Origin of the sequence: Mycolicibacterium austroafricanum, assembly GCF_902705885.1 — a bacterium.
GTDB lineage: Bacteria > Actinomycetota > Actinomycetes > Mycobacteriales > Mycobacteriaceae > Mycobacterium > Mycobacterium vanbaalenii_A.
In genome coordinates this window covers 24,221-50,252 of sequence record NZ_CACSIP010000031.1, presented here as the reverse complement: position 1 = coordinate 50,252, position 26,032 = coordinate 24,221, and the positions used below count along the sequence as shown (strand labels likewise).

Genomic DNA, 26,032 nt, shown 5'->3' with positions numbered 1-26,032 from the left:
CTCCTCGCCGGTCAGGATTTGTTGCTTCGGTATCCCTCGATCAGCGTGGTGATGTCGGCAGTCACCACCTCGGCGAAGGAACGTGTGCCGAACGCGCCGGCCGCCCGGTGCCGGGCGCCCTCGCTGACCATCGTCTGAGCCAGGTAGGCCAAGTGAGTGATGTCTTCATCGTTCAAGTCGGCAGGGAGTTTGCCGTCGGCCGCCGCCCTTGTGAACAGCTCGCTGAACATGTCGGCGTCGACGTCGGAGGGAGTGCCTTCGGCGAGAATGCGATGCTCGTGCCGGTAGCCCTCGAGGATCGTCTCGATGACCAGTTCCCGCGGGTTGCGTGCCATCGAGCGCTCAAATGTGGTGAGGGCTACGGCGATGACGGCTTCGATCTCGTAAGGGCCTTGCAGCAGTTTGTGGATCGCGCGCTGTGCCGATTGGGTGGACATCACCCCGACCTCGAAGAGCACGTCCTCTTTGCGTGGGAAGTAGAAGTAGAACAGCGCTTTGGAGACACCGGCCGCCGTGCAGATGTCGGCGATCGTGGTGCTGGCGTAACCATTGGTGCGCCACAGCGCCATCGCCGCTTGCACGAGGCTGCGCTTGGTCGCGTGCGATCGGGCCCGCTGAAAGGATGCCCGACGCTGACCGTGGTCAGCTTGAGCACTTCCCGAGATACCGGCCATCTACGCACCATACTTCGTACCCGAGGAGCTGACTAGAGTCTAACTAAGGCCAGCTCTTGTCGCCGAGCTACCGCACCACGGGATGCGAAGTCGCATGCCAACGACGTAACCGTCTTCGACGCCGGTGTGCCCGGCGTCGACCTGTTCTTCTGTTCGATGGGCGGGGTGCCGATCGAGTTCATGGGCGCCTACGGGCTGGGATCCGATTCCACGGGGTGATTTCCCAGTGTGGTTACTGCGCAGTGTGGTTACTGCGCAGTGTGGTTACAGCGCAGTGTGGTTACAGCGCGGACACCAGCGACGCGAGAAACTCGGTAGTGCGCCTGCGGGATTCATGTCGCGCTGCGGACCCGTCGCCGAGGGTGACGACACGCGCGGCCAGATCGGTGACACCGGCGTCGCGGTAGCGACGCAGCCGGTCGGCAACGGTGGATTCGCTCCCGGCCGCCATCGTGTCGCCCACGTCCTCGGCGTCGCCGTGTTCGAGCAGTCGAACATAGTTGGGGGAGTGGTGGGCATGTCCCAGCAGTTCGCTGGCGGTGGTGCGGGCTTGGTCGACCTCGGCTTCGGCACACAGGACGACGGGAACACCGGCGACGATGCGGGGCGCGGGCCGCCCCGCCGACTCGGCGGCCGCGGTGATGCGCGGAGCGACGTGTTCACCGACCGCGCGTTCGTCGGCCATCCACAGGATGGTGCCGTCGGCTCGTTCCCCTGCGATCCGCAGCATGGTGGGCCCCAGGGCGGCGAGAAGGACGGGTGGAGCACCGATGTCGGTCACGTCAACGGGGCTGTGGACGCGGAAGCCGTTGTTGTCGACGTCGACGGTCCCCGGCCCGGCGAACGCTGCCGACATCACCTCCAGGTGGTCGAGCAGTGTGCGTACCGGCCGATCATACGGAAGCCCGAACTGCCCGTTGATGATCCAGTCGTGTGAGAGCCCGAGACCCAGGGTGAGTCGGCCGGCACACGCCGCAGCGGTGGTCAACGCCTGCTGTGCCAGGGTGAGCGGGTGGCGGGTCTGGATGGGGACCACCGCGGTTCCCAGTTCAATCGTGGTGGTGGCCTGGCCGAGCAGTGCGACCGCCGTCAACGCGTCGAGGTAGCCGGGCACCTGTGGCATCCAGAACGATGCGAAACCCTGTTCCTCAGCGAATCTTCCGTCGTCCAGCAGCCCGGCCAGTCGGTCGGCACGCGGACGTTCCCTGTCCGATCCAACCATCACGCCGATGCGCATCACGTCCTCCGCTCACGGCACATAACGATCCCATTCGTGTGGGACGATCGGATAGAACGGCGCGGCGAATATCGGTTCGACGTCGTCGTCGCTCCACCGCTTGTCCAGCACCGGATTCAGTCGCTCGGCGACGGCGACTGGGTCGTCGTCGAGGAAGCAGTACGAGATCATCTGTCCGACTCGGGCACTGGCCAACCGTGCCTCGACGGGCAGTGATGTCGCCGACCACACCCCCGCGACGCCGTCCACCTGGTGCAGGTCGGTCGGCGCTGAGTTGGCCGACTCGAGGAGCAGGTAGACGCCGCGCACCGGCCACCAGGGCAGCACGTCGGCACCGACCTTGACGCGCGGCGCCGCGACTTTCTCGCCAACCTCGTATACGCCACGCTCGACCGGCGGCAGTAGCGGCAGCTTGCGTCCCGCGTTACCGAGTGCCTTCGACAGGGCCAGAAACGGCTCCATCCCGCCCGGGTCGGTGAAGAAGTAGGTCATCACGTGGTCGATCTCGTCGTGGCGGTCGCGACTGCAGGCCCGCAGCGCGCGGCATTCCGGTGTCGACACCAGCCGCAGCGACGCCCGGACCGCGGACAGCCGGTGCTGCTCGGGGCGGTGGTCGAGGGTGTGCCAGCGCAGGTAGTCGACGTCGGCACCCTCGGGGTGCCGCCGCGCCATGGACACGAACAGTGTGGTGACGTCGCCGCGGCCCTCGGCCAGGACGTCATCTCGCTCGTCGGACGGTGTGCCGGGTAGCTTCATCAGTGTTCCGTTCAGTCCCTCGGTTGCCGTAGAAGTTCCGGGCGGCGCGCCTCGACCATCCGCCGGAATCCCTCGCGCCACGGCACTTTCGTCGGCCCCAGCACCTCGTGCATGTACGTGACGTCGGGCCACAGTGGGGTGTGCGCCTCCGGGGTGTACTCGAAGATCGGCTCGACGCCGACCAGTTCACCCAGGTAGGCGCAGTACTCCTCGACGCTGACCGTCTCACTTCCGGCCCAGTTCACGACGACCGGCGGGGTCGCCGTGACCTCCATGGCCCGGATGCCGAGTTCGACGTAGTCGTCCTCGTAGATCGGGTTGTAGTTGTTCGGCTTGTCGGGGTACAGCCGAATCGGCTTACCCGCCAACATCATCTCCAAGCGGTCGGCGGGCGCGCCGCCTTCGGGTCCGTACGTGGAGCAGATGCGGATGATGGTCAGCGGAATGTCGTACTGCTTGGCGACCCAGGTGCAGACTGCTTCGGCGGCGATCTTGGAAAAGCTGTAATTGGCGCGCAATGGCACGCCGGGTGGATCGTCTTCGCGCAGCGGGCGCTGTCCCTGATAGCCGTAGACCGAACCGGTGGAGCAGAAGACGAAACCCTTGGCGGAGCGGCAGTGGTAGAGCAGGTCACCAGATTTCTGCGCGTTGGTGTCGACACACCGGCTCCACTCGCCTTGGCCGGTGTCCACCGCCGCGTGGAAGACGTAGCTGAAGTCCGAAGGCAACTCGGAGAAGTCACCTGCGCTGACGTCGAGGGCAATCGGGGTGATGCCGGCTTCGGCGAGCTTCTCGCGGTCGCCGGGATTTCTCAGCCGCGCCGCCCCCCACACCTCGTTGTTCTTGGCGAGGGCGCGCGCGATCGGGAAGGCGATCTTGCCGGTCGCGCCGGTGATGAGGATCTTCTCTGCGTCGAGCATCCCTTCAGTCATAGCGCCTGGCCGGCGAGGTGAATTCGGCCGGAACGCCGGCCCGTCGTGTCAGGTAGTCGATCTGAAGGTAGATCGAATACAGCACCACGGCCGGCAGGAGGATGAACGGAACGTTCTCGGCGATGAATTTGAACCAGAGACCGAAGGCGCCCTGTCCGATGTCTCCGAAGCCGGATCGGACCTCCGACAGGAAGTACACCCCGGTGCTGCTCGCCAGCATCGCGACGCCGGTGAAGGCCAGCCACAGGTTCTTGATGCGGGACTCCGCCGGCAGGTCCGGCCGGATGAGGCGGGTCCAGACCAGGAAGAGCATCACGCCGACCGTCACACCCACCAGTTCCAACCCGAAGATCCAGTTGTTGCCACTGGTGTAGCGGGTATCGGCAAGGCCGTACTGCCACCACAACCACTTCCACCCGGGGTCGTCGGTCGGGGTCCACAGGTTCAGAGGATGGCCGATGAGAAAGATCAGCTCGTACCCGATCTGGCTTCCCGCCGTGTACGGAAGGTAGAACAGCGTGAGCTCCGACGCCTTGTCCAGCCGCGTGCGGTTCTCTCCCGGTGCACTCCAGAGCAGGACGAAAGGGAGCAGGATCACCGGGATGCCGAAGAGCAGGTTCGCGACGACGTCGACGGTGAACGTCGGGGGCAGGACACCGAGACCGACGCCCACCACCACGAGGACGAACACGGCTCCGGTGAAACCCGCTGCGGCCAGGTAGATCCGCCGGCGGTGTGGTGCCCACGGACGGGCAAAGTTCGGCTCGCGCCCCGGCGGATGGGCGGAGAGCTGCGTGGACATCTGCTCTGACATGTCGGTTACGCTTCCTTGCTCACCGGCGCCCCGGCAATTGATTTGGTGTCGGTGTAGCCGTCGATACCTTCGCGGCCCAGTTCGCGTCCGTAGCCGCTCGCTTTGACGCCGCCGAAGGGTGCGAACGGGTCCATGGTGTACCCCTGGTTGATGCCGAAGGTTCCGGTACGAATGCGCTCGGCGATACGCGTGCCGTGGTCAGGGTCGTCGGTGAAAACCGACCCGGCCAGGCCGTAGTCGGAGTCGTTGGCGATGGCGACCGCCTCGGCTTCGTCGGTGTAGGGGATGACGGTGAGAACCGGCCCGAAGATCTCCTCGCGGGAGATCCTCATGGAGTTGTCGGCGTCGGCGAACAGGGTGGGGCGGACATACCACCCCCGCTCGATGCCGTCGGGCATCGTGGCGCCGCCGACGACCAGGCGTGCACCTTCGTGCCGGCCGATCTCGATGTATTGGCGTACGCGTTGTTGCTGGCGTTGCGTGACGAGCGGGCCGACCTGGGTGGCACTGTCGGCAGGGTCCCCGACGATCATCGCCGTCATCTCGGCGGCCAGCGCGTCGGTGAAGTCGGCGGCCCGGTTCTCCGGCACCAGGATGCGGGTGAGCGCGTTGCAGATCTGCCCGCTGTTGGACAGGCTCGCCGATCGGATTCCGGTCGCGACGGCGGCGGCGTCGGCGTCGGCGAGGACGATCGCGGCGGACTTGCCGCCGAGTTCGAGGCTGACACGCTTGAGGCCGGCTGCGCAGGCCGCCGCGACCGCGCGCCCGGCGGTCGTGGACCCGGTGAACGACACCTTGTCGACACCGGGATGGGTGACCAGGGTCTCGCCGAGAGGTCCGTCGCCGGGCAGCACGCTGACCACGCCCGGCGGAAGGTCGGCCTCGGTGATGATCTCGGCGAGCAGCAGCGCGTCGAGCGGGGATTCGGGTGCGGGTTTGACGATGACGCAGCAACCGGCCAGCAGGGCGGGGATGAGCTTGGTGACGATGAGGAACTGCGGCATGTTCCACGGCACCACCGCCGCCACCACGCCGACAGGCTCCCGCAGGACGCGGATGTCCGAGCCGTACATGCCGGGTCTGTCCTCGCGCCACGGAAACGATTCGCCCACGTCGCAGAAGGCGTTGATCATCGACCACGGCAGTGCGACCTGGGCGCGCTGGGAGAAGCTGATCGGGGCGCCGATCTCGGCCGTGACGAGGTCGGCCATCTCGGAGCGACGCCGGTCGTAGGCATTGGCCAGGCGGCGCACGGCGTCGGTGCGGTCGGTGGGAGCGGTCCGTGGCCACGGACCGGTGTCGAACGCCAATCGTGCGGCCTGGACAGCGGCATCCACGTCGGCCGGCCCCGCGGCGGCTGCCTGGGCGACGGGTTCCCCGGTGTGCGGCGAGATCACCGTGATGCGGTGGTCGGTGCTCGGCTGCTGCCAGGTGCCACCGATGAACAGCTCGTCGTAGGGCACGCCGACGGCCTCCGTCCTCACCCACTCGGGAATATCAACTACTTGCGACTACCGACGGGAGCATATACCGTCGACAGTGCCGAATCCGAGCGAAACAGTGAAACCGCAGCTGCGCCTGGTTGTTTCCGCGAGACGCTCGGCTCGACCCATCGCGAGGCGACGCAGCGCCGTTGGCAGCCAACAGGAGATGACATGGCCCGATTTCCCAAGCCGGCAGAGGGCAGCTGGACGGAGCACTATCCACAGCTCGGTACGGGACCGGTGTCGTACGAAGACTCCATCAACCCCGAGTTCTACGAGGTCGAGCGCAAGGCGGTGTTCAAGCGTGCCTGGCTGAATGTGGGTCGCATCGAACAACTTCCACGCAAAGGCAGCTACTTCACCAAGGAACTCAAGGTCGCCAACACCTCGATCATCGTGGTGCGCAACACCGACGGCGAGGTGAAGGTGTACCACAACATCTGCAGGCACCGCGGCAACAAGCTGGTGTGGAACGACATGCCGCTCGAGGAGACCAGCGGGGTCTGTAAGCAGTTCACCTGCAAGTACCACGCCTGGCGCTACGACCTGGACGGCAACCTGACCTTCGTGCAGCAGGAATCGGAGTTCTTCGACCTCGACAAGAGCCGCTACGGGCTGGTCCCAATCCACTGCGACGTCTGGGAAGGCTTCATCTTCGTCAACTTCGCCGACCGGCCGGAACAGTCTCTTCGTGAGTTTCTCGGTCCCATGATCACCGACCTCGAGGGCTATCCCTTCGATCGAATGACGTCGCGCTGGCATTACCAGTCCGAGGTCAAGGCCAACTGGAAGCTCTACATGGACGCGTTCCAGGAGTTCTACCACGCACCCGTGCTGCACGCGAACCAGTCACCGACCGCGTACTCGAAGGCCGCCGCAGAAGCCGGCTTCGAGGCGCCGCACTACCGAATCGAGGGTCCGCACCGGCTCGTCAGCACCTCCGGCGTCCGCGCCTGGGAGATGTCGGCAGAGATGCGCAAACCGATCGAGGACATCTGCCATAGCGGACTGTTCGGGCCTTGGGACGAGCCGGACCTAGGGGAGATGCCGAAGGGCCTCAACCCGGCGAAATGCGATCCGTGGGGCCTGGATTCGTTCCAGCTGTTCCCCAATTTCGTCCTGCTGTTCTGGGGCCAGGGCTGGTACATGACCTATCACTACTGGCCGACGTCCCACAACACGCACATCTTCGAAGGCACGGTCTATTTTCCGCAGCCACGGACACCTCGTGAGCGCATCGCCCAGGAACTGGCCGCGGTTTCGTTCAAGGAGTATGGATTACAGGACGCCAACACCCTGGAGGCGACGCAGTCGATGATCGAATCGCGCGTTCTCGACGAGTTCGTGCTGTGCGATCAGGAGGTGCTGGTCCGGCACCTGCACAAGGAGACGGCCGCCTGGATCGACCAGTATCAACGTGGAACGGCGGGGGTGTGATGGTGCCGAGAATCGACGCGACGGCTACCGGCACAGTGACAGAGCAGCCGAAGCTTCCTGCTGAATTCGCCGATCTGGAGCAGTATTCCGACTGGTGCCTCGGCTCCGAGCCGCTTCGGTACGCGAAGCGGCTGGCCAGTTCGATGGCCGAGATGCAGGCTTTCTACGATGCCATCACCGCACGGGCAGAAGAAGCGATCGCCTATTGCGACAAGTTTCCGCTCGACGACATGCCCGAGGACGTCCTCAACCTGATGCACCTGCTCTATTCCATGATCATTGTGTCGTTCCCGGTGGAGTGCTGGAAGCAGCCGAAGGTCCCTGACTCTGGTGCTACCTGGTTGAACTGCGACTCCGAACCTCGCCCGTGACCGAACCCCGCGGGGGCGCGGTCACGGTGCTGCGTGCGGACCGGTGGGCCGACATCGATGCCGGCGAGGTGCATTCGCCCGCCGTCGTGGTGATCGAGGGAAGCCGGATCCAGGCGATCAATCCTGTGGATCCGCTGCCGAACTCGGCAGATGTCATCGAATTGGGCGATGTGACGTTGCTGCCGGGCCTGATGGACATGGAACTCAATCTGCTCATCGGCGGACCCGGTGGGCCCGAGGGCCTGCCCAGCCCCATGCACGGAGTGCAGGATGACCCCGTCTACCGGACGCTGCGCGGGGCGGTGAACGCACGGACCACGCTGGAGGCGGGCTTCACCACCGTCCGCAATCTCGGGCTCATGGTCAAGACCGGTGGCTACCTGCTGGACGTGGCGCTGCAGCGCGCCATCGACCAGGGCTGGCACGTCGGACCCAGGATCTTCCCGGCCGGGCACGCGGTGACACCCTACGGTGGGCACCTGGATCCGACGGTCTTTCAGCGACTGGCGCCGGGAATCATGCCGCTGTCGGTCGCCGAAGGCATCGCCAACGGCGTCGACGACGTGCGTACCTGTGTGCGCTACCAGATCCGACACGGGGCGAAGCTGATCAAGGTGTCTGCGTCGGGCGGGGTGATGTCACACAGCACCGCTCCCGGTGCCCAGCAGTACTCCGACGACGAGTTCGCGGCCATCGCCGACGAGGCGCACCGCGCCGGCGTCCGCGTCGCCGCCCACGCGGTCGGCGACAGCGCGATACGCGCCTGCATCCGAGCGGGCATCGACTGTATCGAGCACGGTTTCCTCGCCTCCGACGACACCATCCAGATGATGGTCGACCACGGCACGTTCCTGGTGTCGACGACCTACCTCACCGAGGCGATGGCGATCGACCGGATCGCGCCGGAGTTGCGTAGGAAGGCCGAGGTGGTTTTTCCGCAGGCGCAGGCGATGCTCCCGAAAGCGATCGCCGCCGGTGTCCGGATCGCCTGCGGTACAGATGCTCCCGCGGTGCCGCACGGCCAGAACGCCAGGGAGCTGGGCGCGCTGGTCGCTCGCGGGATGACGCCGATGCAGGCGTTGCGCGCCGCGACGATCACCAGCGCTGAGCTCATCGAGGCCGACGATGATCTCGGCCGGCTCGCTCCCGGCTATCTCGCCGACATCATCGCCGTTCCCGGCGATCCGTCGCGCGACATCACCACCACGCTCGACGTCCGCTTCGTGATGAAGGACGGTCAGGTCATCAAGCGCTAACGTCAGGAGGTCACGGCAGGAGAACGGCAGGAGATGGGAATGGAACAATCCGACAACATCCTCTGGCTGCTCAAGCAGGCGTGGTACTTCGCGTTGACGACCGTGAACGACTCGGTGAGCGAGCACGGCGTCAGCACCGCGCAGATCGGCATGCTGCGCCAGCTGGTCCGCGAGCCGGGGCTGTCCGGGGCTGACCTTGCGCGCCGGCTCCTCATCAGTCCCCAGGGCGTGCAGTTGGCAGTGAAAGAACTCGAGCGCCGCGGGCTGGTGGAGCGCAAGCAGAATCCGCAACACGGCCGGATGCTGCAGGCCTATCTCACCGACGAGGGGCGCAAGGTCGCCAATGCGGTCGTCAACGATGCGATCGACGCGCACCACAAGGTGTTCGGCGTGCTCAGCAGCGACGAGCAGGCAACCCTACGGGAGCTGCTCAGCCGGGTCATCGAGCAGGGGACGGGGCACAAGGTGGACAGCGACCCGATCGAGCGCCAGTAGTAAGTACTTGATAATGATGACAAGTACTTGATATTGTCCGAGGTGATGAGCGGAGTCGCCGATGGCGGAGGTGCCACAGATGTCAGTGGTGCAGCGGGGTTCGCGTCCTTACGCATCACACGAGTGGTACGCGAGACGGCCGACGCGGTGTCGCTGGTTCTCGATGTGCCTGAGCACTGCTCGTCCGAATTCCGTTATCAGGCAGGACAGTTCCTGACCGTGCGGGTCACCCTCGACGGCCGGGAACTTCGTCGCTGTTACTCGATGTCGTCAGCGCCGGTCCAAGACGAACTGCAGATCACGGTCAAGCGCGACCCCGGAGGTGCGGTGTCCAACTGGATCAACGACACCGCAGCAGAAGGTGTCGAACTCCATGCCGCACCGCCGGAGGGCCGCTTCGTGTTGCGTGAAGCAAGCGACGCTGCCGATGTACTGGTCGCCTTCGCGGGCGGCAGCGGAATCACCCCGATCATCTCGTTGGTCCGCACGGTGTTGGCCACATCGAGCAGACCCATCCGGCTCTTCTACGCCAACCGGGCCCGCGAGTCCGCCATCTTCGCGCGAGTGCTTGATGGACTGGCCGACGCGCACCCAGACCGGCTGGTCATCGTCCATCACTTCGACGAGGACGGCGGTGTGGTGACGCCGTCGGCGATCGAGCACTTCATCGACCCTGTCGACCCCGTCGACTCGGCCGACTATTACATCTGTGGCCCGGCGCCTTTCATGGAAACCGTGGAGAAGGCGGTGTTGAAGTCCGGCGCACCAGGCACCCGGGTCCATCTCGAGCGCTTCTCGGTGGCGCAGGTGCCGCTGGGCGTCACGGAGGATTCCGCCGAGCCGACGGAAGAAGTCGTCATCGAGCTGGACCGGAACCGGACGAACGCTGCCTATCGCGCCGGAAACACGCTCCTGCAGACTGCCCGGATGGCGGGCCTGCGAGCACCGTCTTCGTGCGAAACCGGTTCCTGTGGAACATGTATGGCTCGAGTGGTCGAGGGCAGCGCCCGGATGCTGAACAACGACGCACTCGAGGACGACGAGGTCGAGGAGGGCTGGGTGCTCACCTGTCAATCACTGCCCGCCAGCCGGAAGGTTCACATCATCTATGAGTGACAACAGGGTGGGGGTGAGCGCATGGCGCGGGTAGCAGTCGTCACCGGGGGCGCTTCCGGCATGGGCGAGGCGACATGCCGCGAGCTAGGCAGGCGCGGCCACGCGGTCGCCGTGCTGGATCTCGATGAGGTTGCCGCCCAACGGGTTGTCGACGCGCTTCGCGCCGACGGAGTGACGGCGCTGGCTGTGGCGGTCGACGTCAGCGATCACGCTGCCGTCGGTGAAGCGTTCGCCAAGGTCCGCACCGAGCTCGGGCCGGTGCACATCCTGGTCACCAGCGCAGGCATCGTGGACTTCGCGCCCGCCCTGGAGATCACGCCGCAGGCGTGGACGCGGATGATCGACGTGAATCTCAGCGGGACGTTCTACTGCGCTCAGTGCGCACTGCCCGACATGATCGAGGCGCGCTGGGGCCGCATCGTGATGATTTCGTCGTCGAGCGCTCAACGGGGATCACCCGGGATGGCGCACTATGCCGCGTCAAAAGGTGCGCTGATCTCGTTGACCAAGTCGTTCGCGCGTGAATACGGGTCGGTGGGCATCACCGTCAACAACATTCCACCGTCTGGTATCGAGACGCCGATGCAGCACAAGTCGCAGGCCGAAGGTCATCTGCCTCCCAATGAGCAGATGGCAGCCAGCATTCCGATCGGACACCTCGGCACGAGCGACGACATTGCCGCAGCGGTCGGATTTCTGTGCTCGGACGAGGCAGGGTTCATCACCGGACAGACCCTCGGCGTCAACGGTGGATCGGTGATGTGATGACCACAAGGCCCGGATTCCGGTCGCAAGTTCAACCAGCACAGGGAGGTTCGCATGGTCAAGTGGCCTAAACCGGCGGAGGGAAGCTGGACCGGGCACTACCCCGGCCTCGGCAACGGGCCGGTGTCATTCCGCGACTCGACCTCACCGGAGTTCTACGAACTCGAGCGCGAGGCGGTCTTCAAACGGGCTTGGCTCAATGTCGGCCGGGTCGAGGAGCTGCCGCGCGTCGGCAGCTACTTCACCAAGGAGATCGACGCCGCCAACACGTCGGTGATCATCGTGAAGGGCCGTGACGAACGAATCCGGGCTTTCTACAACATCTGTCGCCACCGCGGGAACAAGCTGGTGTGGAACGACTACCCCAACGAAGAGGTCAAAGGCGTTTGCCGCCAGTTCACCTGCAAGTACCACGCTTGGCGGTACGGGCTGGACGGTGAGCTGAAGTTCATCCAGCAAGAGTCGGAGTTCTTCGGTCTCGACCGCGCCGACTACGGCCTGAGTCCGGTGCACTGTGAAGTGTGGAACGGGTTCATCTTCATCAACTTTGACACCGAGCCGCGGTGGACGCTGCGCGAGTTCCTCGGCCCGATGATCACCGCGCTCGACGACTACCCGTTCGAGATGATGACCGAGCGCTACGAATTCGTCGCGCACAACAACAGCAACTGGAAGATCTTCGCCGACGCGTTCCAGGAGTACTACCATGTGCCGTCGCTGCACTCGCAGCAGGTGCCGTCCGAGGTGCGCCAGCCCGATGCCACGTTCGAATGCGGCCACTTCCAGATCGACGGCCCGCACCGGTTGGTGTCCACGGCGGGCACCCGGCGCTGGCTTCTTGCGCCGGAGTTCATGTACCCGGTCGAGCGCGCGACGCGCAGCGGCCTGGTGGGGCCGTGGCGGACGCCGGAAACTCACCAGTCGGCCGGACTGAACCCCGGCGGCATCGAGCCGTGGGGCATCACCAACTTCCAGATCTTCCCCAACCTGGAGATCCTGATCTATCACGGCTGGTATCTGCTGTACCGCTACTGGCCAACGTCACACAACACTCACAAGTTCGAGGCGTACAACGCCTTTCATCCCGCGCGCACCGTCCGCGAGCGCGTCGAGCACGAGGTCGCCTCCGTGGTCCTCAAGGAGTTCGCGCTGCAGGATGCCGGCATGCTGGGCGGCACCCAGGCGGCGCTGGAGTACGGCCTGGACGAACCAATAGTCGACGACTATCCGCTCAGCGACCAGGAGATCCTCGTTCGTCACCTACACAAGGTCGCCGTCGACTGGGTCGACGAATACCGGAGCGAGCGCTGCCCGGTGGGGGTCTGACGATGTCCGAGAGCTCACCGAAGCAACTGCCCAGCGTCTTCGCCGAATTCCAGCAATTCACCGAGAAGTGGTGTTTGCCAACAGAACCCGAGCGCTGGGAGATGCGCCTGGCCACCCCGATGCCGGAGATTCACGCGTTCTACGACGCGTTCTCGCCCCGGTTCGAGGAAGCGATCGAATACTGCGACAAGTTCCCGCTCGACGACGTGCCCGAGGACGTGCTGAACCTCCTGCACCTCGTCTACTCGATGATCATGGTGTCGATGGCCGTGGAGGTCTTCGGTACGCAGAAACCCATTGACTCCGCCGACGCCGTCATCGACCGCGTCAGTTCGCCGGTTCCGTGACCACTCCACCGCGAAAGGACCTTCGATGGGCCTGCTGACCATGAACAAGCTCACCGGCGCCGTGGGCGCGGAAGTGACCGGGGTCGACCCCGATCGGCTCGCCACCGACGAATTGCTCGGTGAGGCGGTGCTCGAGGCGCTCGAGGACAACGGCGTCCTGGTATTTCCTGACCTGAACGTCGACCCGGAAACACAGGTCGCCTTCTGCCGGCGCCTCGGCGGGATCGACCATTCCTCCGACGGTCACCACCCGATCGCCGGCATCTACCCCGTCACCTTGGACAAGTCGAAGAACTCCTCGGCCGCCTATCTGTTGGCCACCTTCGACTGGCATATCGACGGATGCACGCCGACCCGGGATGAATGCCCCCAGAAGGCCACCGCGCTCTCGGCGCTTCATGTCGCCGACGAAGGCGGGGACACCGAGTTCGCCAACTCCTACGCCGCCTACGAGGCACTCGACGACACAGAGAAGCGCCGCCTCGGCTCCCTACGCGTCGTGCACTCGCTGGAAGCCTCGCAGCGCCGCGTCCACCCCGATCCGTCACCCGAGGAACTGGCCCGGTGGCGGGCCCGCCCCGTCCACGAACACCCGCTGGTCTGGACACACCGCAGCGGCCGCAGGTCGCTGGTGCTCGGCGCCTCGGCGGATCACGTTGTCGGGATGGACCTCGAGGAAGGCCGGGCCCTGCTCGCCGACCTGCTCGACCGAGCCACCGAGCCCGAGTTGGTCTACCGGCACCGCTGGTCGGTCGGAGACATGGTGATCTGGGACAACCGCGGCGTACTGCACCGCGCTGCGCCCTACGCGCCAGACTCACCGCGACTGATGTTGCGTACCACCGTTCTCGGCGACGAACCCATCCGATGACCGACCCTTCGCTGCCGCGACTTGCGCCGCTGCCCGACGAACAGTGGGACGACGGCGTCCGGCACGCCCTGAGCCCGCTGCTGCCCGCCGAACGGGCCAATCCGCGCGACGCGGGCAACATTCTGGCCACCCTGGTCCGCAACCAGCCCCTGACGCACGCATACCTGACGTTCAACGCCTACCTGCTGCGCAACTCGAACCTTTCGGCACGGGTGCGCGAGGTGGCCGTACTGCGCGCGGCACTGACGAGCGGGTCGCTATACCTCTGGGACCATCACGTGCCGCTCGCCCGGCGGGCGGGCCTCACCGACGCCGAGATCGAAGACATCCGGCACGGCGAGCCGGCGGACCCTGTCGACCGCCTGGTCGTCGCGGCGGTCGGTGAACTCGCCGAGCACCTCCGCATCACCGAGGTCACCTGGGCGGCGCTGGGCGACCATTTCGACGATGACCAGCGGCTCGACCTCATTTTCACCGTCGGGGGATACCACCTGCTCGCCCTGGCGGTGAACACGCTCGGCATCGCCCCCGAGGACTACCTCAAACCCTCTCGTTGACGGCGCACCACCGGTATGAAAACCTGATACGCAAAGATGAGAATTGCGTTCTCGCTGGGCGAGATCGTCGGAACGGAGTAGTGCATGACCGAAGACCTCACCACGGTCGATTTCTTCCGCGACGAACGACTCGTCGACGACCCCTATCGGTTCTACGAGGCGCTGCGCAGCAAGTGCCCTGTCAGCCGGGAGAACCACTACGGCGTGACGATGGTGACCGGCTGGCAGGAGGCCGTCGATGTCTACAACGACGCGGACAGCTTCTCGTCGTGCATCTCGGTGACCGGGCCGTTCCCGGGTTTCCCTGTGTCGCTGGAGGGGATGGAAGACGGAGACATCACGGAGCTGATCGAGAAGCACCGCGACGAGATCCCGTTCAGCGACCAGTTGCCGACGCTGGACCCGCCCACGCACACCAACCACCGCGCACTGCTGATGCGCCTGATCACGCCCAAGCGTCTCAAAGAGAACGAGGACGCGATGTGGCAGCTCGCCGACGAAATCCTCGACGACTTCCTGGCGCCGGGTGAAGGCGAGTTCATCTCCGGTTTCGCAGGCCCGTTCACATTGCGGGTGATCGCCGACCTGCTCGGCGTACCCGACGAGGACCGTGCCGAACTCCTTGAGCGACTGGCGAAGGGGACCCATGGCGGCGGGCTGGGCAACGCCGACAAAGCACTGACCAAGACGCCGCTGGAGTACCTGTACGACGTCTTCGCCGAGTATGTCGAGGACCGCCGCCGCGAACCTCGGGACGACGTGTTGACCGGCCTGGCGACCGCGACGTTCCCGGACGGGACGATGCCCGAAGTCGCAGATGTGGTTCGGGTGGCCACCAACGTGTTCTCCGCGGGCCAGGAGACCACGGTCCGCCTCCTGAGCACCGCGCTGAAGGTCATGGGAGACCACCCCGACATTCAGCAGAGGTTGCGCGCCGACCGCAGCCTGCTGCCGAACTTCATCGAGGAATGCCTGCGCATCGAAAGCCCGGTGAAGGGCGATTTCCGGTTGTCTCGGGTCCCCACCACCGTCGGTGAGGAGGCGCTCGCCGCGGGTTGCACGTTGATGGTCGTCAACGGCGCGGCCAACCGCGACCCGCGCCGGTTCGAGGATCCGGACACCTTCGACCCTGAGCGCAAGAACGCCCGCCAGCATCTCGCCTTCGGTCGCGGTATCCACAGCTGTCCGGGAGCGCCGCTGGCCCGGGCCGAAACGCGCGTGGGACTGGAACGGCTGCTCGACCGGACGACGGACATCCGCATCTCCGAGCGGGAGCACGGCGCACCGGGCGCGCGTACCTACCAGTACATTCCGACGTACATCCTGCGCGGCCTGACACAATTGCACATCGAGTTCGACCTGAAATGAAGGTCACCGTCGACGAGGACCGCTGCGCCGGCCACGGCATGTGCCTGACGCTGTGTCCCGAGGTGTTCGATCTGACAGATGACGGTTGGGCGGTCGCCGACCCGGGGGACGTTCCCGAGGGGCTGGAGAGCGCTGCCCGCGAGGCCATCGAGAACTGCCCAGAGCGGGCGATCCGCGAGACCGACTGAGAACAGGAGATATTCGAGTGGCCAAAGGTTATGTGATCATCACCGAAGACATCAAGGACGCCGACGGCATGGCTGAGTATGGCAAGCTGGCCAGCCAGACGATGGGCACCGCGAAGGTGCTGGCGTTCGGTCCGGCGGCCGAAACGCTCGAGGGGCAGTGGCACGGCACCCAGACCGTGCTGCTGGAATTCGAATCCGTCGAGGCGGCCAAGCAGTGGTACTACTCCGACGAGTATCAGGCGGCCGCGAAGCTGCGCCAGGCAGCGGCCGACTGCAACGGGGTCATCGTCTCCGGCTTCTGACGGGCGGTCGCGGCCGGCGAGCTCGCGCGAAGTGCCACATATGCACGGCGTGTCGTGTGCAAACACGCAAGCTCGCGGGGGCTAGGGATCAGAACGGCGAGTGCGGTGCTACTTCAGTACCCGCACGGGAACGTGAGACCAGCCGGTGACGTTCTGCATCGCCACCCGCTTGCCCTCGTCCCAGATGACCTCGTAACGGGGCATGAAGTCGAGCAATCGTTCGAGTGCGATGGCGCTCTCCATTCGGGCCAGTGCGGCGCCGAGGCAGCTGTGCAACGACGTCGAAGTGCTCCGGGTCGGCGGCGCGAGAACACTGCTCGATGGTCTCGATGACCATCGGCTTCAGGTTCGCGATCGCTCGGGGAGTGAACACCTTGTTGACCAGGCTGCGCATCCGCCGATAGATCTCCCAGGGACCGTTGAAGAACTCTTCGGAGAACGGGTCAAGAACCAGTTAGGTTGCGGTCATCCGTCTTTGAGGGAGATCGCTTGGCGCGGACACTGGCGGATGGCTTCCTTGATCTGCTGCTCGTTCTCCGGTGTCACCTCTTCCTGGAGAATGTGCAGGTAGTCGTCGTCGTCGAGGTCGAACACCTCGGGGATGATGCCCATGCACACCCCGTTGCTCTCGCAGAGTCCGAAGTCGACGTCCACCTTCTGAGTCATACGCGCTCCCACTTCGCTTCTTGCTGGTTCACTTCAGCACCTTGACCGGGACATGGTGGTAGCCGGCGACGTTCTGCATGTTGACACGCTGCAGGCCGTCGAAGTCGACCTCGTAGCGTGGCATGAAGTCGAGCAAGTGCTCGAGTGCGAGCACGGTCTCCATGCGGGCGAGCGCGGCGCCGAGACAGCTGTGGATGCCGTAGCCCAGCCCGAGGTTCTGCGCTTGAAGCCGGTCGCGGGTGACGTCGAATGTCTCGGCATCGTCAAAAGCGCGCGGGTCACGGTTTGCCGCGGCGCCCATCAGGAAAACCGGTTTGTTCGCCGGGATGGTGCCGCTGGGTAGCTCAACCTCCCGCACGCTGTACCGCACGTTGTACTGCACCGGGCCCACATAGCGCAGCAGTTCCTCGACGGCGTCGGGGATCCTGCTGCGGTCGTCGAGCAGTAACTGCCACTGCTCGGGATGCCGGGCGAATTCCACCATCGCACTGCCGACGAGCTTTGTGACGGTCTCGGCACCCGCGCCACCGAGCAGCGTGGTGAAGCCGGTGATCTCGATGTCATCGAGCTTGCGCAGTTCGCCGTCCGGGCCGGGGATCTCCGCGGCGATCAGTCGGCTGATCATGTCGTCCTGCGGATTCTGCCGACGCTCCTGAACCAAACCGTAGTAGTACATGCCGGAGTCGACGTTGGCCTTCTGGTTCTCTTCGCTCCAGTCGATCTGGCCCGGCTCGCGATGCAGGCTGGTGTCGATCCAGAGCCGGACCTGCTGCCGGAAGTCCTCGGGTACACCCGCCATCCGGGTGATCACCTCGACGGGGAACGGGCCGGAGAAGTCCTGGACGACGTCGAAGTGCTCCGGATCCGCCTTGCCGAGGTAGTGCCGAATGAGTTCGATGACCGTCTCACGCTGTGCCTGGATGGCACGCGGGGTGAACGCCTTGTTCAGCAGGCTGCGCATGTGCCGATGGTCCGGGGGGTCCATGAAGATGATCGACTTCTGCGGGACGTCGCCGGATCGGACCATGCCGAGGTCGCATCCTCGGGCCGACGAGAACGACTCGTGATCCTTGAATGCGGCCGCCACATCGGCATGGCGGGTCAGCGCGTAGAAGTCCTCCCGCTCGTCGTAGTAGATCGGAGCTTCGTCGCGCATCCGCTTGTAGATCTCGTACGGATTGTCGAAGTACTCCTGGGCAACCGGGTTGAACTCCACGTGGGGCTTGGTCACTGCGTCCTCCTCGGCGCTGTCCACAGGGCCGCAAACGTTACGGAAGGCTGACTGACTGTAATGCTTGCAGTATGGGGCAAATCGTCGCTGAATTCTGCTGATTGGTCAACAGCACACAGGCGTGTCACGACTTCACTCCGGCGTCGACCAACGCCTCGAGCTTGCCGAGGTCACCGCCTAGTTCGGCAACGGTGTTGCGCACGACCGCGACGTCTTTCCCGATGAATTCGCCGACTGCGGAGATGAACGCATCGGCCGACCCCGCCGACGCGATCATGGACAGAACGCGGCTCTGTGCGCTTCCATGCGTCAGCGCGTTGAGCAGCGGACCCTCGTCGACACCGAGGCGAGAACCCAGCCGCACACCCTCGGCGACCAACCCGATCTGCGCAGCGAACATCGTGTTGTTGACGAGCTTGACCAGCTGCCCGGCGCCGGGGGGCCCGGCGTGCAGGATCGGGTCGCCGTAGGTTTCCAGCACCGGCCGGACCCCGGCTACCGCGTCATCGGAACCCCCGACAAAGAGCGTCACCGACCCTGCGGCGATGTCGTGGGGGCCGCCGCTGACCGGCGCGTCGATGACCTCGACGTGTTCGAAACGCGCGGCGACCGTCTGAGCGGTCCTGGGGCTCCCGGTGGTGTGCAGGACCAGCGTGGCCCCAGGCCGCATCCGGGCCACCAGGTCACCGTCGAGGCACAGTCGCTTGACTTGTTCGTCGGTGAACACGCAGACCACGACGGCGTCGGCGCCGTCCGCGACGGCTGCGGTGTCGGCGACCGGACGCGCGCCGAGCTCTTCGACAGCGGCGCGCTTCTCGGCGGTGCGGCCGAGCGCCTGCACCCGGTGACCCGCGTCGACGAGCCGACGCACCATCGGCGCGCCCATCCGCCCCGCGCCGACGAATCCGACGTCCACTAGCGCCCTCGTCTTCTCTTCGCGCGAGCGCTCATCGGGTCTGTCTTCTCTTCGCGCGAGCGCTCATCGACCGTGCTCCATCAGCCTCAGCGCGGTGTCCGCCACGTGGAACACGGTGCCCTCTGGCGCCCCTGCATGTCGGGCGAGGCTCGCCGCGTGTCGGACGTCCTTCTGCAACAACGCGCCGGCGATCGGGGCGAGCCCTTCCAGGCTTCCGCCGAACACCGTGATGCTGCCGACCGCCTTGCTGGTCGCCGAACCGCGGTGCAGCACCTCGCAGAGGCGGTCACGCGGGATGCCGAGGGCGTCACCGAGTTCGAGGGTGCTCATCGCCGCACCGAGATTCGCGCTGAACAACAGGTTGTTGAGGATCTTCGCGACCTGGCCACTGCCCAGCGCGCCGAGGTGAACGATGGCGTCGGAGTAGGTCGCGAAGACCGGACGGACCCTTTCGACGACGTCGTCCTCGCCGCCGACCATGACCATCAATGTGCCCTCCTCGACCGCGGGCCCGCCGCCGCTGACCGGGGCGTCGATCACGGTGACCCCCTGTGCGGCAGCGATATCGGCGAGCTCGCGACAGGTGTCGGGATGGACGGTGCTGTGGATCGCGACGACGCCACCTGCAGCGAGCCCCGCCAGCACCCCGGACTCTCCCGTCAGCACCTCTCGCACGTCGTCATCGCCGACGACGCACAGGCACACCAGGTCGCTGGCGGCCGCGAGCTCGGCGGGTGTCGAGGCCACCTTGGCCGCGGTGTCGGCATAGGGTTCGACCGACGCGGGCCTGCGGGCCCAGAGTGTGAGCTCGAACCCGCCCTCGACGATCCGGCGCGCCATCGGCCCGCCCTGACTGCCCAGCCCGATGAATCCGACCCTCATCAACCCGCCTCCGACTGCTCGTGATCGCGATCCTGGGAGCCCGCGATGCATTCCTCGATGAACGACATGACGTTCCGGTGGTACGTGTCGGCGCTGAGGCCGACGCTGAGATTGTGTCCGCTGTCCGTCATCGTGCTGACGAGGACGCGGGGGGCATTGGTGAACAGCGCCGCCACGTCGCCGAGCGCCTCGGGCGTGGACTCCCAGACGCTCTCGTGATCGGCGACGCTGAACTGCACGGGTACATCCACGCGGGCGGCGATCTCGGGGAAGTCGCGCCGCGCCCAGTTGGCCGTGACCGCTGCCTCGTAGGCCACTCCTGGCGCCGAGAGTGCTCCCGTGAGCACCTCGGCCGGATAGAGCTCGGTGGGCTGCCACAACAGATCCCGCAGCCCGGCCGGCCGTGACGTGACGGTGGCTTCACTGATGATCGCCTTGGCGTTGTCGCTGTAGCGCAACCCGGTCCCTGCCAGTTCGATGCCGAGGACGTCAGACCGCGCCGTCACCATCCGCAGCGCGAGCTCGCAGCCGGCGGAGTGGCCGACGAGAAACAGCCCGGCGCCCCGATCGCCGTCGCCGAGGATCTTGTCCACCGCCGCGAACGCGGCGGTGACCCGCCGGTCGGGGTCGGCGAAGTCGGCCGCGTACACCGCGGAGGCGCCGTATCCGGGGCGGTCCAGGGCGATCGCGGTGAAACCGCGCGCCGCAGCGGATCGCAGCAGTGACAGGCGGGGCTGCCCGGGACAGTCGAAGTACGCCGACGAGGTGGCCCCGCCGTGTACCGCGACGACGACCCCTCGTGGATCCTGCACCTGCACAGCCAGTCCCGACATCGGCACCCCGTCGACCAGCACGACGCGCGGGCGGGGTGGGGGGACGGCCGCCACCTCGTCGTGGAAGGCCTCGTCGTGGGCCGTCACTCGTCGGTCCGCAGAAGCATCACGCCACTCGGCGTGAGCCCGCCGCTGCTGGCCACCGCAACCCGGGCGCCGGGCACCTGGCGGTCACCGGCCTCGCCGCGCAACTGGGTGACCGCCTCGTGGATCAGTCCCATGCCGTGGGTACGACCGTGCGACAGTTGGCCGCCGTGCGTGTTGAGCGGGATGATCCCGTCGCGGGCGATGGCCGCGCCGCCGTCGAGGAAGTCCTTCGCCTCGCCGATGCCGCAGAAGCCCAGTCCCTCGAGCCAGGACAGGCAGTTGAACGTGAAGCCGTCGTACAACTCCGCGACGTCGACGTCGGCGGGCCGCAACGATGTTCGCGACCACAGGTGGGCGGACTGGCCGAGGACCTGCGGTTCGTGGGTCAGCGTGGTCTGGTCCCAGTCGAGCCTCTCGATGATCTGGGTGCCGACCGCCTCGAACCGCACCGGGGGTTTGGGCAGATCCCGCGCCGCGTCCACCGCCGACACCACCACCGCGACAGCGCCGTCACACGGCACGTCGCAGTCGTACAACCCGAACGGCGTGGTGATCATCCGGGCCGACAGGTAGTCGTCCATCGTCATCGGGTCGCGATAGATGGCGGTCGAGTTGAGTGCGGCGTTGGCGCGCTGGTTCAACGCGATCCAGCCCAGGGTCTCCCGGGTGGTCCCGTACCGGTGGAAGTGACGACTTGCGTTCTGTGCCAGCACGTGTGCCGCGGAGATGGCGCCGAATGGATGTTGCCAGCTGGAGGTGCGAGCACCCATCGGAGGGGACATCTTGCCCTCCTTCATCAGCTGCTGGAATGTCGCCTCCCACAGCGTGCGGAAGCACAGCACGTGGCGTGCCATCCCGGTGGCGACCGCCATCATCGCGGCGATCACCGAACCACCGGGGCCGAAAGTGTCCATGCCGCCGTTGATCCAGGTGGGCCGTAAGCCGAGGGCGCCCTCGAGGACGCTCACCCCGCCTTCGCCCATGCCCGCTACGTCGAGGCCGGGGTAGGTGGACAGCCCGTCGATGTCGTCGTAGGTGAGCCCCGCGTCGGCCACCGCCTGCTCGCAGGCAGCGATCGTGAGCGACAGCGGTGGGACCATCTGCCTGCGGCCGATCGTCGACATGCCGATGCCCGTGATGGCGGAGTGATCCTCGAACTTCTTGTCGCCCAGCATCGGCCGAACGTGCTTGGCGAACTGCTCGGGTGGGATCTCGTCGGTCGGCATCGCGGTGGGCGCGGACCGGTCGGCGGCGAGCGTGAACAGTGGCAGCCACACGTCCTCCACCTGTTGGAACGTCACCTCGACGGGTTGGCCGAGGGCGAGTTCCTCGGGATCGGCATCGATGATGTTGGTGGTCAACCGGACTCGTGGGTCCTCGATGAGTGCCACCTCAGCCACCACATAGGGCGGGGGCATGTCCGGGAAGCCGAAGCGGTGGTTCACGGTCAGGCCTGCCAGCGTCGCCTTACCCGACACCTCACGCACACCCATCCTGGTGTCGCGGCAGTACCGGCACACGGGTGCGGGTGGATGAATCAGGGATTGGCAGCTGAGGCACTCCTGGATGCGAAGTTTGCCGTCGGCGCCCGACGTCCAGAAGAACTCGTTCTGCGCGGTCAGCTGGGGCAATGGTCTGGTCAACGAACAAACTCCGTAATCGCTTCGCTGTTTTCACTGGTCAACTTCGGCTCGGTGGCTTCCTCGGGGCTGACTGCCGGCGACCGCTGGCCGAGCGGCCCGTGCTCGCCCAGTTCGGTGATGGCGTGCACGGGGCAGTCCAGCAGCGCGCGCATCACCGCGTCGCGGTCGGCTTCGGCGACGGTGCCGTCGCCGATCATCGAGGCGTAACCCCAGTCGTCGAGGGAGAAGTACCCGGGCGCATGCTTGGCGCAGATGCCGAACCCGTCGCACATCGTGCGGTCCAGTTTGATCTTCATCGGCTCGCTCACGAAATCGCCTCCACCTCGTAGGGTCGCATTGCGTGGTAGACATGGGCGCGGCAGGCATCGCAGTCCCCGGCCAGATGCCGGGCGACGTCGGTCGGGAACGCCCGCAGCAGGCTGGCCGCGACGTTGGTGGCCGCATCCAGCGTCGCGCAGGCGCCCCGGCCACGCAGTACCACCGACCATCGCTGCAGCCGGGTCAGGTCGTCCTCGGTGGCCGCACCGTGGCGCAACGCGTCGGTGACCGCGGACATCGCCGCGGTGCCGTTGAAGCACGAGCCGCACTGGCCGGCGTTCTCACGGTCGAAGTACGCCATCACCGACGCGGCGACCGCGACCGGGCAGTCGTCGGTGAGGACCGAGACCGCGCCGCAGCCCAGTCCGCTGTTGAGCCGACGCATGGACTCATGGTCGAGCGTGGCGTCGAGGACCTCGCGGTTGAGCAGCCCGGCGAAGTAACCGCCCATCAGCACGCCCTTCACGTCACCCGCGGGAACCCGATGGTGCTCGAGGAGATCGGTGACCGGCGTGCCGTGCGGCAGTTCGTAGAGCGTCGGCGGTCTGCCGCCGCCGGTGACGGTGGCCAGGAACGTTCCGGGTGAGGCCGACGTGCCGTGGTCGCGGAACGCGTCGCTGCCGTGGCGCAGGATGAAGGGCAGATTCGCCAGCGTCTCCACGTTTGCGACCACCGTGGGGAGATTACCCACGCCTTGTTGGAACGGACGTGGGGGTTTGTCGGTGGGCTTGGCGGGACCACCGTTGACGGCGCGTACCGCGGCCGTCTCCTCGCCGGCGACGTAACCGGGCTCGACCGTCACCACCGTTGTGGCGAGGTCACCCACGGGCGCGGCATCCAGCGCGGTGCGCAGCGCGCCGGCGGCCTCGGCGTCAGAAACGTAGACATAGGCGCGGTCGGCACCGACGATGCGTGCGGCAAGCCGGACGCCGTCGAGCACAAGATGCGGCCGGTTGCGCAGCAGCCACTTGTCTTTGACGGAGGCGGGTTCGCCTTCCTCGCCGTTGGCGAGCACCACGGTCGGGCTCCCGGCGCGTCCCGCATCGCGCACCGTGCGCAGCTTCACCGCGAGTGGGAACGCAGCGCCGCCGCGGCCGAGTAACCCGCTGCGGTCGACCTCCTCGAGCAGTCCGTCCGGGTCGTCGAGCTCCTGGTAGCCGCCGGAGTTGAGGTATGCCGGGTGATCCTCGACCTCGGTGGTGTCGGGGATTCGCAGCAGGCGGGGCGGCACACCGGGCCACGCGGTGACGGTCAACCCGGTTGCCAACCCGTCGTCGGTGGTGGTCATGATCGAGCCTTCCTGCCCGCGGATAGGCTGGCGGGCATGAGAACTGCGGTGGTGCGAGTCGACGTCGACCCGTCGGCGCTGCTGACGCCGGCACAACTACGCGACGGCATGACCGCGCTCGTCGAGTCGGCTGCCGAACTCGGGATCCAGGTCGTCGACGCCGATCTCGCGTCGATGCCGGCCAGCCGTCGACAGGTCGAGGTCCTCGTCGCCGGAGAGGACCCCGACCATCTCAAGGACACCGCGGTCGGCCTGTGCGTCGAGGCGTTCGGACGATTCGGCGCCCAACCGTCGGCGGGTGTTCTGACCTACGTCAGCCGCGGAACCGACGACGACGCGCACGGGGTGTTGGCGGGGCTCGGCCTGCGTGGCGAGATCGAGCGCGTTCCCACCGACGACGGCTGGGACATCGTCAAGGTCACGCTGCTCAAGTCCGACCTGTTGCGCGTCCCCGAGAGCCGGGTGCACACTGCGTTGGAGGCATCGCTGAACTGCGAGGTCCAGATCATCGGCGTCTAGCGGTTCGCCCCGCGCGCAGCCATCATCGGCGGACTGCATGATCATGACTTCTTCAGAAAATCGAGGATCGCCGGGGCGGCCTGCACCCAGGTGTCGAACATGTTGAAGCGCTTGACCTTTCCAGACGCCCGTGCTTCACCGGCGCGCTCCCAGGCATCCTCGGGCCATGGCGGGTCGATGACCTTCGACCCCTTGATGAGGCAGCTCACCTCCAGTGAGGTGCGCTTGGGGTGGTCGAGGTCGTTCTCGCCACCGCGGATGATCAGCGTCGGCACCGTGATGTTGTCGAACATCTCGTCCTCGACGCCTGGGATGGTCTGCCCCGGCTTGGGCACGAAGGCATTGAGCCAGCGCAGCATCAACTTGAGAAACTGGTCGGGGTCTTGGCTGAGGATGCGCGCCTCGTTGTCCGGATTCTCGGTGATGCGCTCCTGCCACTCGGGAACTTTCGCGACGGCCTTCATCCCGGCTCCGCGGACGGCGAGGATGCTCGGCACGATGTAGTAGGAGCCGAGCACGAACGAGCCGTACACGCCGCCGACGATGTTCCAGACCACCAGCTTCGTGACCAACTCGGGGTAGAGCATGGTGGTCAGCATCGAGTCGCGCGCGCCTCCCGACCCGCCGGCGATGATGCACGGTCCGATGCCGAGCTTGGTGATCAGCTGCTGCAGGGTCTCCGCGCGCATGTGTGATTCGCTCTGGCCGTAGAACTGCACGTCGGACTTGCCGCAGTTCGGCCGGTCCCACAGCAGCACCCGATAGCCGCCTTCGACAAGCTTGCGGGCCAACGGCTTCAGGCCCGGTATGTCCTTGCTGAACCGGCCGCCAGGAGTGAGGGCGATGAACTCGCCTTCAGTGTTCTTGGCACCCAGGATCTCGTAGACGACGTTGCCGCCATTGATCTCGATCTTCTTGTTGGGCAACTTCTCTCCGATTTCCTGGGATCGATCTCGGTGTCAGGCCTGCACGAGGACGTCGTCGCCGACGACCCGGACGGGATAGGTGCGGATGCTCCACTCCGGTTTCACCGCGGTGGTCCCGGTGGCGAGCTCGAAACCCCACTGGTGCCAGGGGCAGAAGATGTACTCCTTGTCCCGCACCATCACCGCATCGCCGGGCACGTTGTCGTCGACGATGTTCAAGCCGCGGGCGCGTCCGGAGCACAGTGGACCGCCCTCGTGCGGACAGTAGTTCGCGATCGCGTAGAAGGTGCCGTTGACGTTGTACACGCCGACACCGTGGCGACCGATGGGCACCAATTTGTGTGTGCCGGGCGGGATCTCGTCGACGGTGGCGACGACGTGCTCACGCCCCTGCGCCAGCCGGGGCGTCTTGTCGTTCTCTGCCATC

General features: G+C 66.1%; 30 protein-coding genes and 1 pseudogene. 14 read left to right on the top strand and 17 right to left on the bottom strand.

Annotated features, from left to right (window positions below; translation table 11 throughout):
* Positions 1–11 precede the first annotated feature (11 nt).
* From BEMPMBAN_RS20050 to BEMPMBAN_RS20025, 6 genes are all read right to left on the bottom strand, one after another.
* On the bottom strand, positions 12–674 hold the full coding sequence (locus BEMPMBAN_RS20050) for a TetR/AcrR family transcriptional regulator (RefSeq protein ID WP_159233005.1): 663 nt from the start codon (positions 672–674) through the stop codon (positions 12–14).
* Positions 675–954: 280 nt separating this feature from the next.
* The gene (locus BEMPMBAN_RS20045; protein ID WP_159233004.1) at positions 955–1,911 is read right to left on the bottom strand and encodes a TIGR03564 family F420-dependent LLM class oxidoreductase; all 957 of its coding nucleotides are present in this window, start codon (positions 1,909–1,911) and stop codon (positions 955–957) included.
* A gap of 12 nt (positions 1,912–1,923) precedes the next feature.
* Positions 1,924–2,667: a hypothetical protein gene (locus tag BEMPMBAN_RS20040; RefSeq protein ID WP_159233003.1), complete on the bottom strand. Its 744-nt coding sequence runs from the start codon at positions 2,665–2,667 to the stop codon at positions 1,924–1,926.
* 11 nt (positions 2,668–2,678) lie between these two features.
* Positions 2,679–3,599, bottom strand: coding sequence for an NAD-dependent epimerase/dehydratase family protein (locus tag BEMPMBAN_RS20035; protein ID WP_234897594.1), 921 nt, complete (start codon positions 3,597–3,599; stop codon positions 2,679–2,681).
* Positions 3,592–4,413, bottom strand: a complete 822-nt coding sequence (locus BEMPMBAN_RS20030; protein WP_159233002.1) for an emopamil-binding protein — start codon at positions 4,411–4,413, stop codon at positions 3,592–3,594. Before BEMPMBAN_RS20030 ends, BEMPMBAN_RS20035 begins: the two co-directional genes overlap by 8 nt.
* Before the next feature lie 5 nt (positions 4,414–4,418).
* Positions 4,419–5,861, bottom strand: a complete 1,443-nt coding sequence (locus tag BEMPMBAN_RS20025) for an aldehyde dehydrogenase (RefSeq protein ID WP_425294996.1) — start codon at positions 5,859–5,861, stop codon at positions 4,419–4,421.
* A gap of 207 nt (positions 5,862–6,068) precedes the next feature.
* Between BEMPMBAN_RS20025 and BEMPMBAN_RS20020 the strand changes: the two genes are divergently transcribed.
* The 13 genes from BEMPMBAN_RS20020 (at position 6,069) to BEMPMBAN_RS19960 (ending at position 16,296) form a co-directional block, all read left to right on the top strand.
* Positions 6,069–7,334, top strand: a complete 1,266-nt coding sequence (locus tag BEMPMBAN_RS20020; protein WP_159233001.1) for an aromatic ring-hydroxylating oxygenase subunit alpha — start codon at positions 6,069–6,071, stop codon at positions 7,332–7,334.
* 2 nt (positions 7,335–7,336) lie between these two features.
* Positions 7,337–7,705 (top strand): hypothetical protein, encoded by a 369-nt coding sequence (locus BEMPMBAN_RS20015; protein ID WP_234897593.1) that lies wholly within the window; start codon positions 7,337–7,339, stop codon positions 7,703–7,705.
* A complete protein-coding gene (locus BEMPMBAN_RS20010) occupies positions 7,702–8,961 on the top strand; it encodes a metal-dependent hydrolase family protein (protein WP_159232999.1) in 1,260 nt (419 codons plus the stop codon). Before BEMPMBAN_RS20015 ends, BEMPMBAN_RS20010 begins: the two co-directional genes overlap by 4 nt.
* Positions 8,962–9,000: 39 nt before the next feature.
* A complete protein-coding gene (locus tag BEMPMBAN_RS20005; RefSeq protein ID WP_159232998.1) occupies positions 9,001–9,456 on the top strand; it encodes a MarR family winged helix-turn-helix transcriptional regulator in 456 nt (151 codons plus the stop codon).
* Positions 9,457–9,501: 45 nt separating this feature from the next.
* Positions 9,502–10,572, top strand: coding sequence for a ferredoxin--NADP reductase (locus tag BEMPMBAN_RS20000; RefSeq protein ID WP_159232997.1), 1,071 nt, complete (start codon positions 9,502–9,504; stop codon positions 10,570–10,572).
* A 21-nt stretch (positions 10,573–10,593) separates the two neighbouring features.
* Positions 10,594–11,337: an SDR family NAD(P)-dependent oxidoreductase gene (locus BEMPMBAN_RS19995; RefSeq protein WP_159232996.1), complete on the top strand. Its 744-nt coding sequence runs from the start codon at positions 10,594–10,596 to the stop codon at positions 11,335–11,337.
* Positions 11,338–11,391: 54 nt separating this feature from the next.
* Entirely contained in the window at positions 11,392–12,663 is a 1,272-nt protein-coding gene (locus BEMPMBAN_RS19990; RefSeq protein ID WP_159232995.1) for an aromatic ring-hydroxylating oxygenase subunit alpha, read from the top strand.
* 2 nt (positions 12,664–12,665) lie between these two features.
* The gene (locus BEMPMBAN_RS19985) at positions 12,666–13,010 is read left to right on the top strand and encodes a hypothetical protein (protein ID WP_159232994.1); all 345 of its coding nucleotides are present in this window, start codon (positions 12,666–12,668) and stop codon (positions 13,008–13,010) included.
* A gap of 25 nt (positions 13,011–13,035) precedes the next feature.
* Positions 13,036–13,881, top strand: coding sequence for a TauD/TfdA dioxygenase family protein (locus tag BEMPMBAN_RS19980; protein ID WP_159232993.1), 846 nt, complete (start codon positions 13,036–13,038; stop codon positions 13,879–13,881).
* Positions 13,878–14,438, top strand: coding sequence for a carboxymuconolactone decarboxylase family protein (locus BEMPMBAN_RS19975; protein ID WP_159232992.1), 561 nt, complete (start codon positions 13,878–13,880; stop codon positions 14,436–14,438). Before BEMPMBAN_RS19980 ends, BEMPMBAN_RS19975 begins: the two co-directional genes overlap by 4 nt.
* 84 nt (positions 14,439–14,522) lie before the next feature.
* The gene (locus BEMPMBAN_RS19970; protein WP_159232991.1) at positions 14,523–15,806 is read left to right on the top strand and encodes a cytochrome P450; all 1,284 of its coding nucleotides are present in this window, start codon (positions 14,523–14,525) and stop codon (positions 15,804–15,806) included.
* Positions 15,803–15,994: a ferredoxin gene (locus tag BEMPMBAN_RS19965; RefSeq protein WP_159232990.1), complete on the top strand. Its 192-nt coding sequence runs from the start codon at positions 15,803–15,805 to the stop codon at positions 15,992–15,994. Before BEMPMBAN_RS19970 ends, BEMPMBAN_RS19965 begins: the two co-directional genes overlap by 4 nt.
* A gap of 17 nt (positions 15,995–16,011) precedes the next feature.
* Entirely contained in the window at positions 16,012–16,296 is a 285-nt protein-coding gene (locus BEMPMBAN_RS19960) for a DUF1330 domain-containing protein (protein ID WP_159232989.1), read from the top strand.
* Positions 16,297–16,404: 108 nt separating this feature from the next.
* On the opposite strand, the pseudogene BEMPMBAN_RS19955 reads toward BEMPMBAN_RS19960, so the two are convergent.
* The 9 genes and pseudogenes from BEMPMBAN_RS19955 to BEMPMBAN_RS19915 all read right to left on the bottom strand — a co-directional run.
* Positions 16,405–16,572 (bottom strand): annotated as a pseudogene (locus BEMPMBAN_RS19955) (cytochrome P450); the annotation flags it as partial.
* Positions 16,573–16,761: 189 nt separating this feature from the next.
* Positions 16,762–16,962 (bottom strand): ferredoxin, encoded by a 201-nt coding sequence (locus BEMPMBAN_RS19950; RefSeq protein WP_159232988.1) that lies wholly within the window; start codon positions 16,960–16,962, stop codon positions 16,762–16,764.
* Positions 16,963–16,990: 28 nt separating this feature from the next.
* Complete coding sequence (locus BEMPMBAN_RS19945) at positions 16,991–18,193, bottom strand: cytochrome P450 (RefSeq protein WP_159232987.1); 1,203 nt, start codon at positions 18,191–18,193, stop codon at positions 16,991–16,993.
* Positions 18,194–18,317: 124 nt separating this feature from the next.
* Positions 18,318–19,109 (bottom strand): NAD(P)-dependent oxidoreductase, encoded by a 792-nt coding sequence (locus BEMPMBAN_RS19940; RefSeq protein WP_200846056.1) that lies wholly within the window; start codon positions 19,107–19,109, stop codon positions 18,318–18,320.
* Between the two features lie 63 nt (positions 19,110–19,172).
* The gene (locus BEMPMBAN_RS19935) at positions 19,173–19,991 is read right to left on the bottom strand and encodes an NAD(P)-dependent oxidoreductase (protein ID WP_159232986.1); all 819 of its coding nucleotides are present in this window, start codon (positions 19,989–19,991) and stop codon (positions 19,173–19,175) included.
* Complete coding sequence (locus BEMPMBAN_RS19930; RefSeq protein WP_159233024.1) at positions 19,991–20,824, bottom strand: alpha/beta hydrolase; 834 nt, start codon at positions 20,822–20,824, stop codon at positions 19,991–19,993. Before BEMPMBAN_RS19930 ends, BEMPMBAN_RS19935 begins: the two co-directional genes overlap by 1 nt.
* A gap of 83 nt (positions 20,825–20,907) precedes the next feature.
* Positions 20,908–22,554 (bottom strand): thiolase C-terminal domain-containing protein, encoded by a 1,647-nt coding sequence (locus tag BEMPMBAN_RS19925; RefSeq protein ID WP_159232985.1) that lies wholly within the window; start codon positions 22,552–22,554, stop codon positions 20,908–20,910.
* Positions 22,551–22,850 carry a ferredoxin gene (locus BEMPMBAN_RS19920; protein WP_159233023.1) on the bottom strand — a complete coding sequence of 100 codons (300 nt, stop codon included), beginning with the start codon at positions 22,848–22,850 and terminating at the stop codon, positions 22,551–22,553. The genes BEMPMBAN_RS19925 and BEMPMBAN_RS19920 overlap by 4 nt, the downstream gene beginning before the upstream one ends.
* Positions 22,851–22,858: 8 nt before the next feature.
* Positions 22,859–24,160, bottom strand: a complete 1,302-nt coding sequence (locus tag BEMPMBAN_RS19915) for an NADH-ubiquinone oxidoreductase-F iron-sulfur binding region domain-containing protein (protein WP_159232984.1) — start codon at positions 24,158–24,160, stop codon at positions 22,859–22,861.
* Positions 24,161–24,196: 36 nt separating this feature from the next.
* On the opposite strand from BEMPMBAN_RS19915, the gene BEMPMBAN_RS19910 reads away from it, so the two are divergent.
* Positions 24,197–24,679 (top strand): hypothetical protein, encoded by a 483-nt coding sequence (locus BEMPMBAN_RS19910; protein ID WP_159232983.1) that lies wholly within the window; start codon positions 24,197–24,199, stop codon positions 24,677–24,679.
* 41 nt (positions 24,680–24,720) lie between these two features.
* On the opposite strand, the gene BEMPMBAN_RS19905 is transcribed toward BEMPMBAN_RS19910, so the two are convergent.
* On the bottom strand, positions 24,721–25,605 hold the full coding sequence (locus BEMPMBAN_RS19905; RefSeq protein ID WP_159232982.1) for an alpha/beta fold hydrolase: 885 nt from the start codon (positions 25,603–25,605) through the stop codon (positions 24,721–24,723).
* Positions 25,606–25,638: 33 nt separating this feature from the next.
* Entirely contained in the window at positions 25,639–26,031 is a 393-nt protein-coding gene (locus BEMPMBAN_RS19900; protein WP_159232981.1) for a Rieske (2Fe-2S) protein, read from the bottom strand.
* Between the last annotated feature and the right edge of the window lies 1 nt (position 26,032).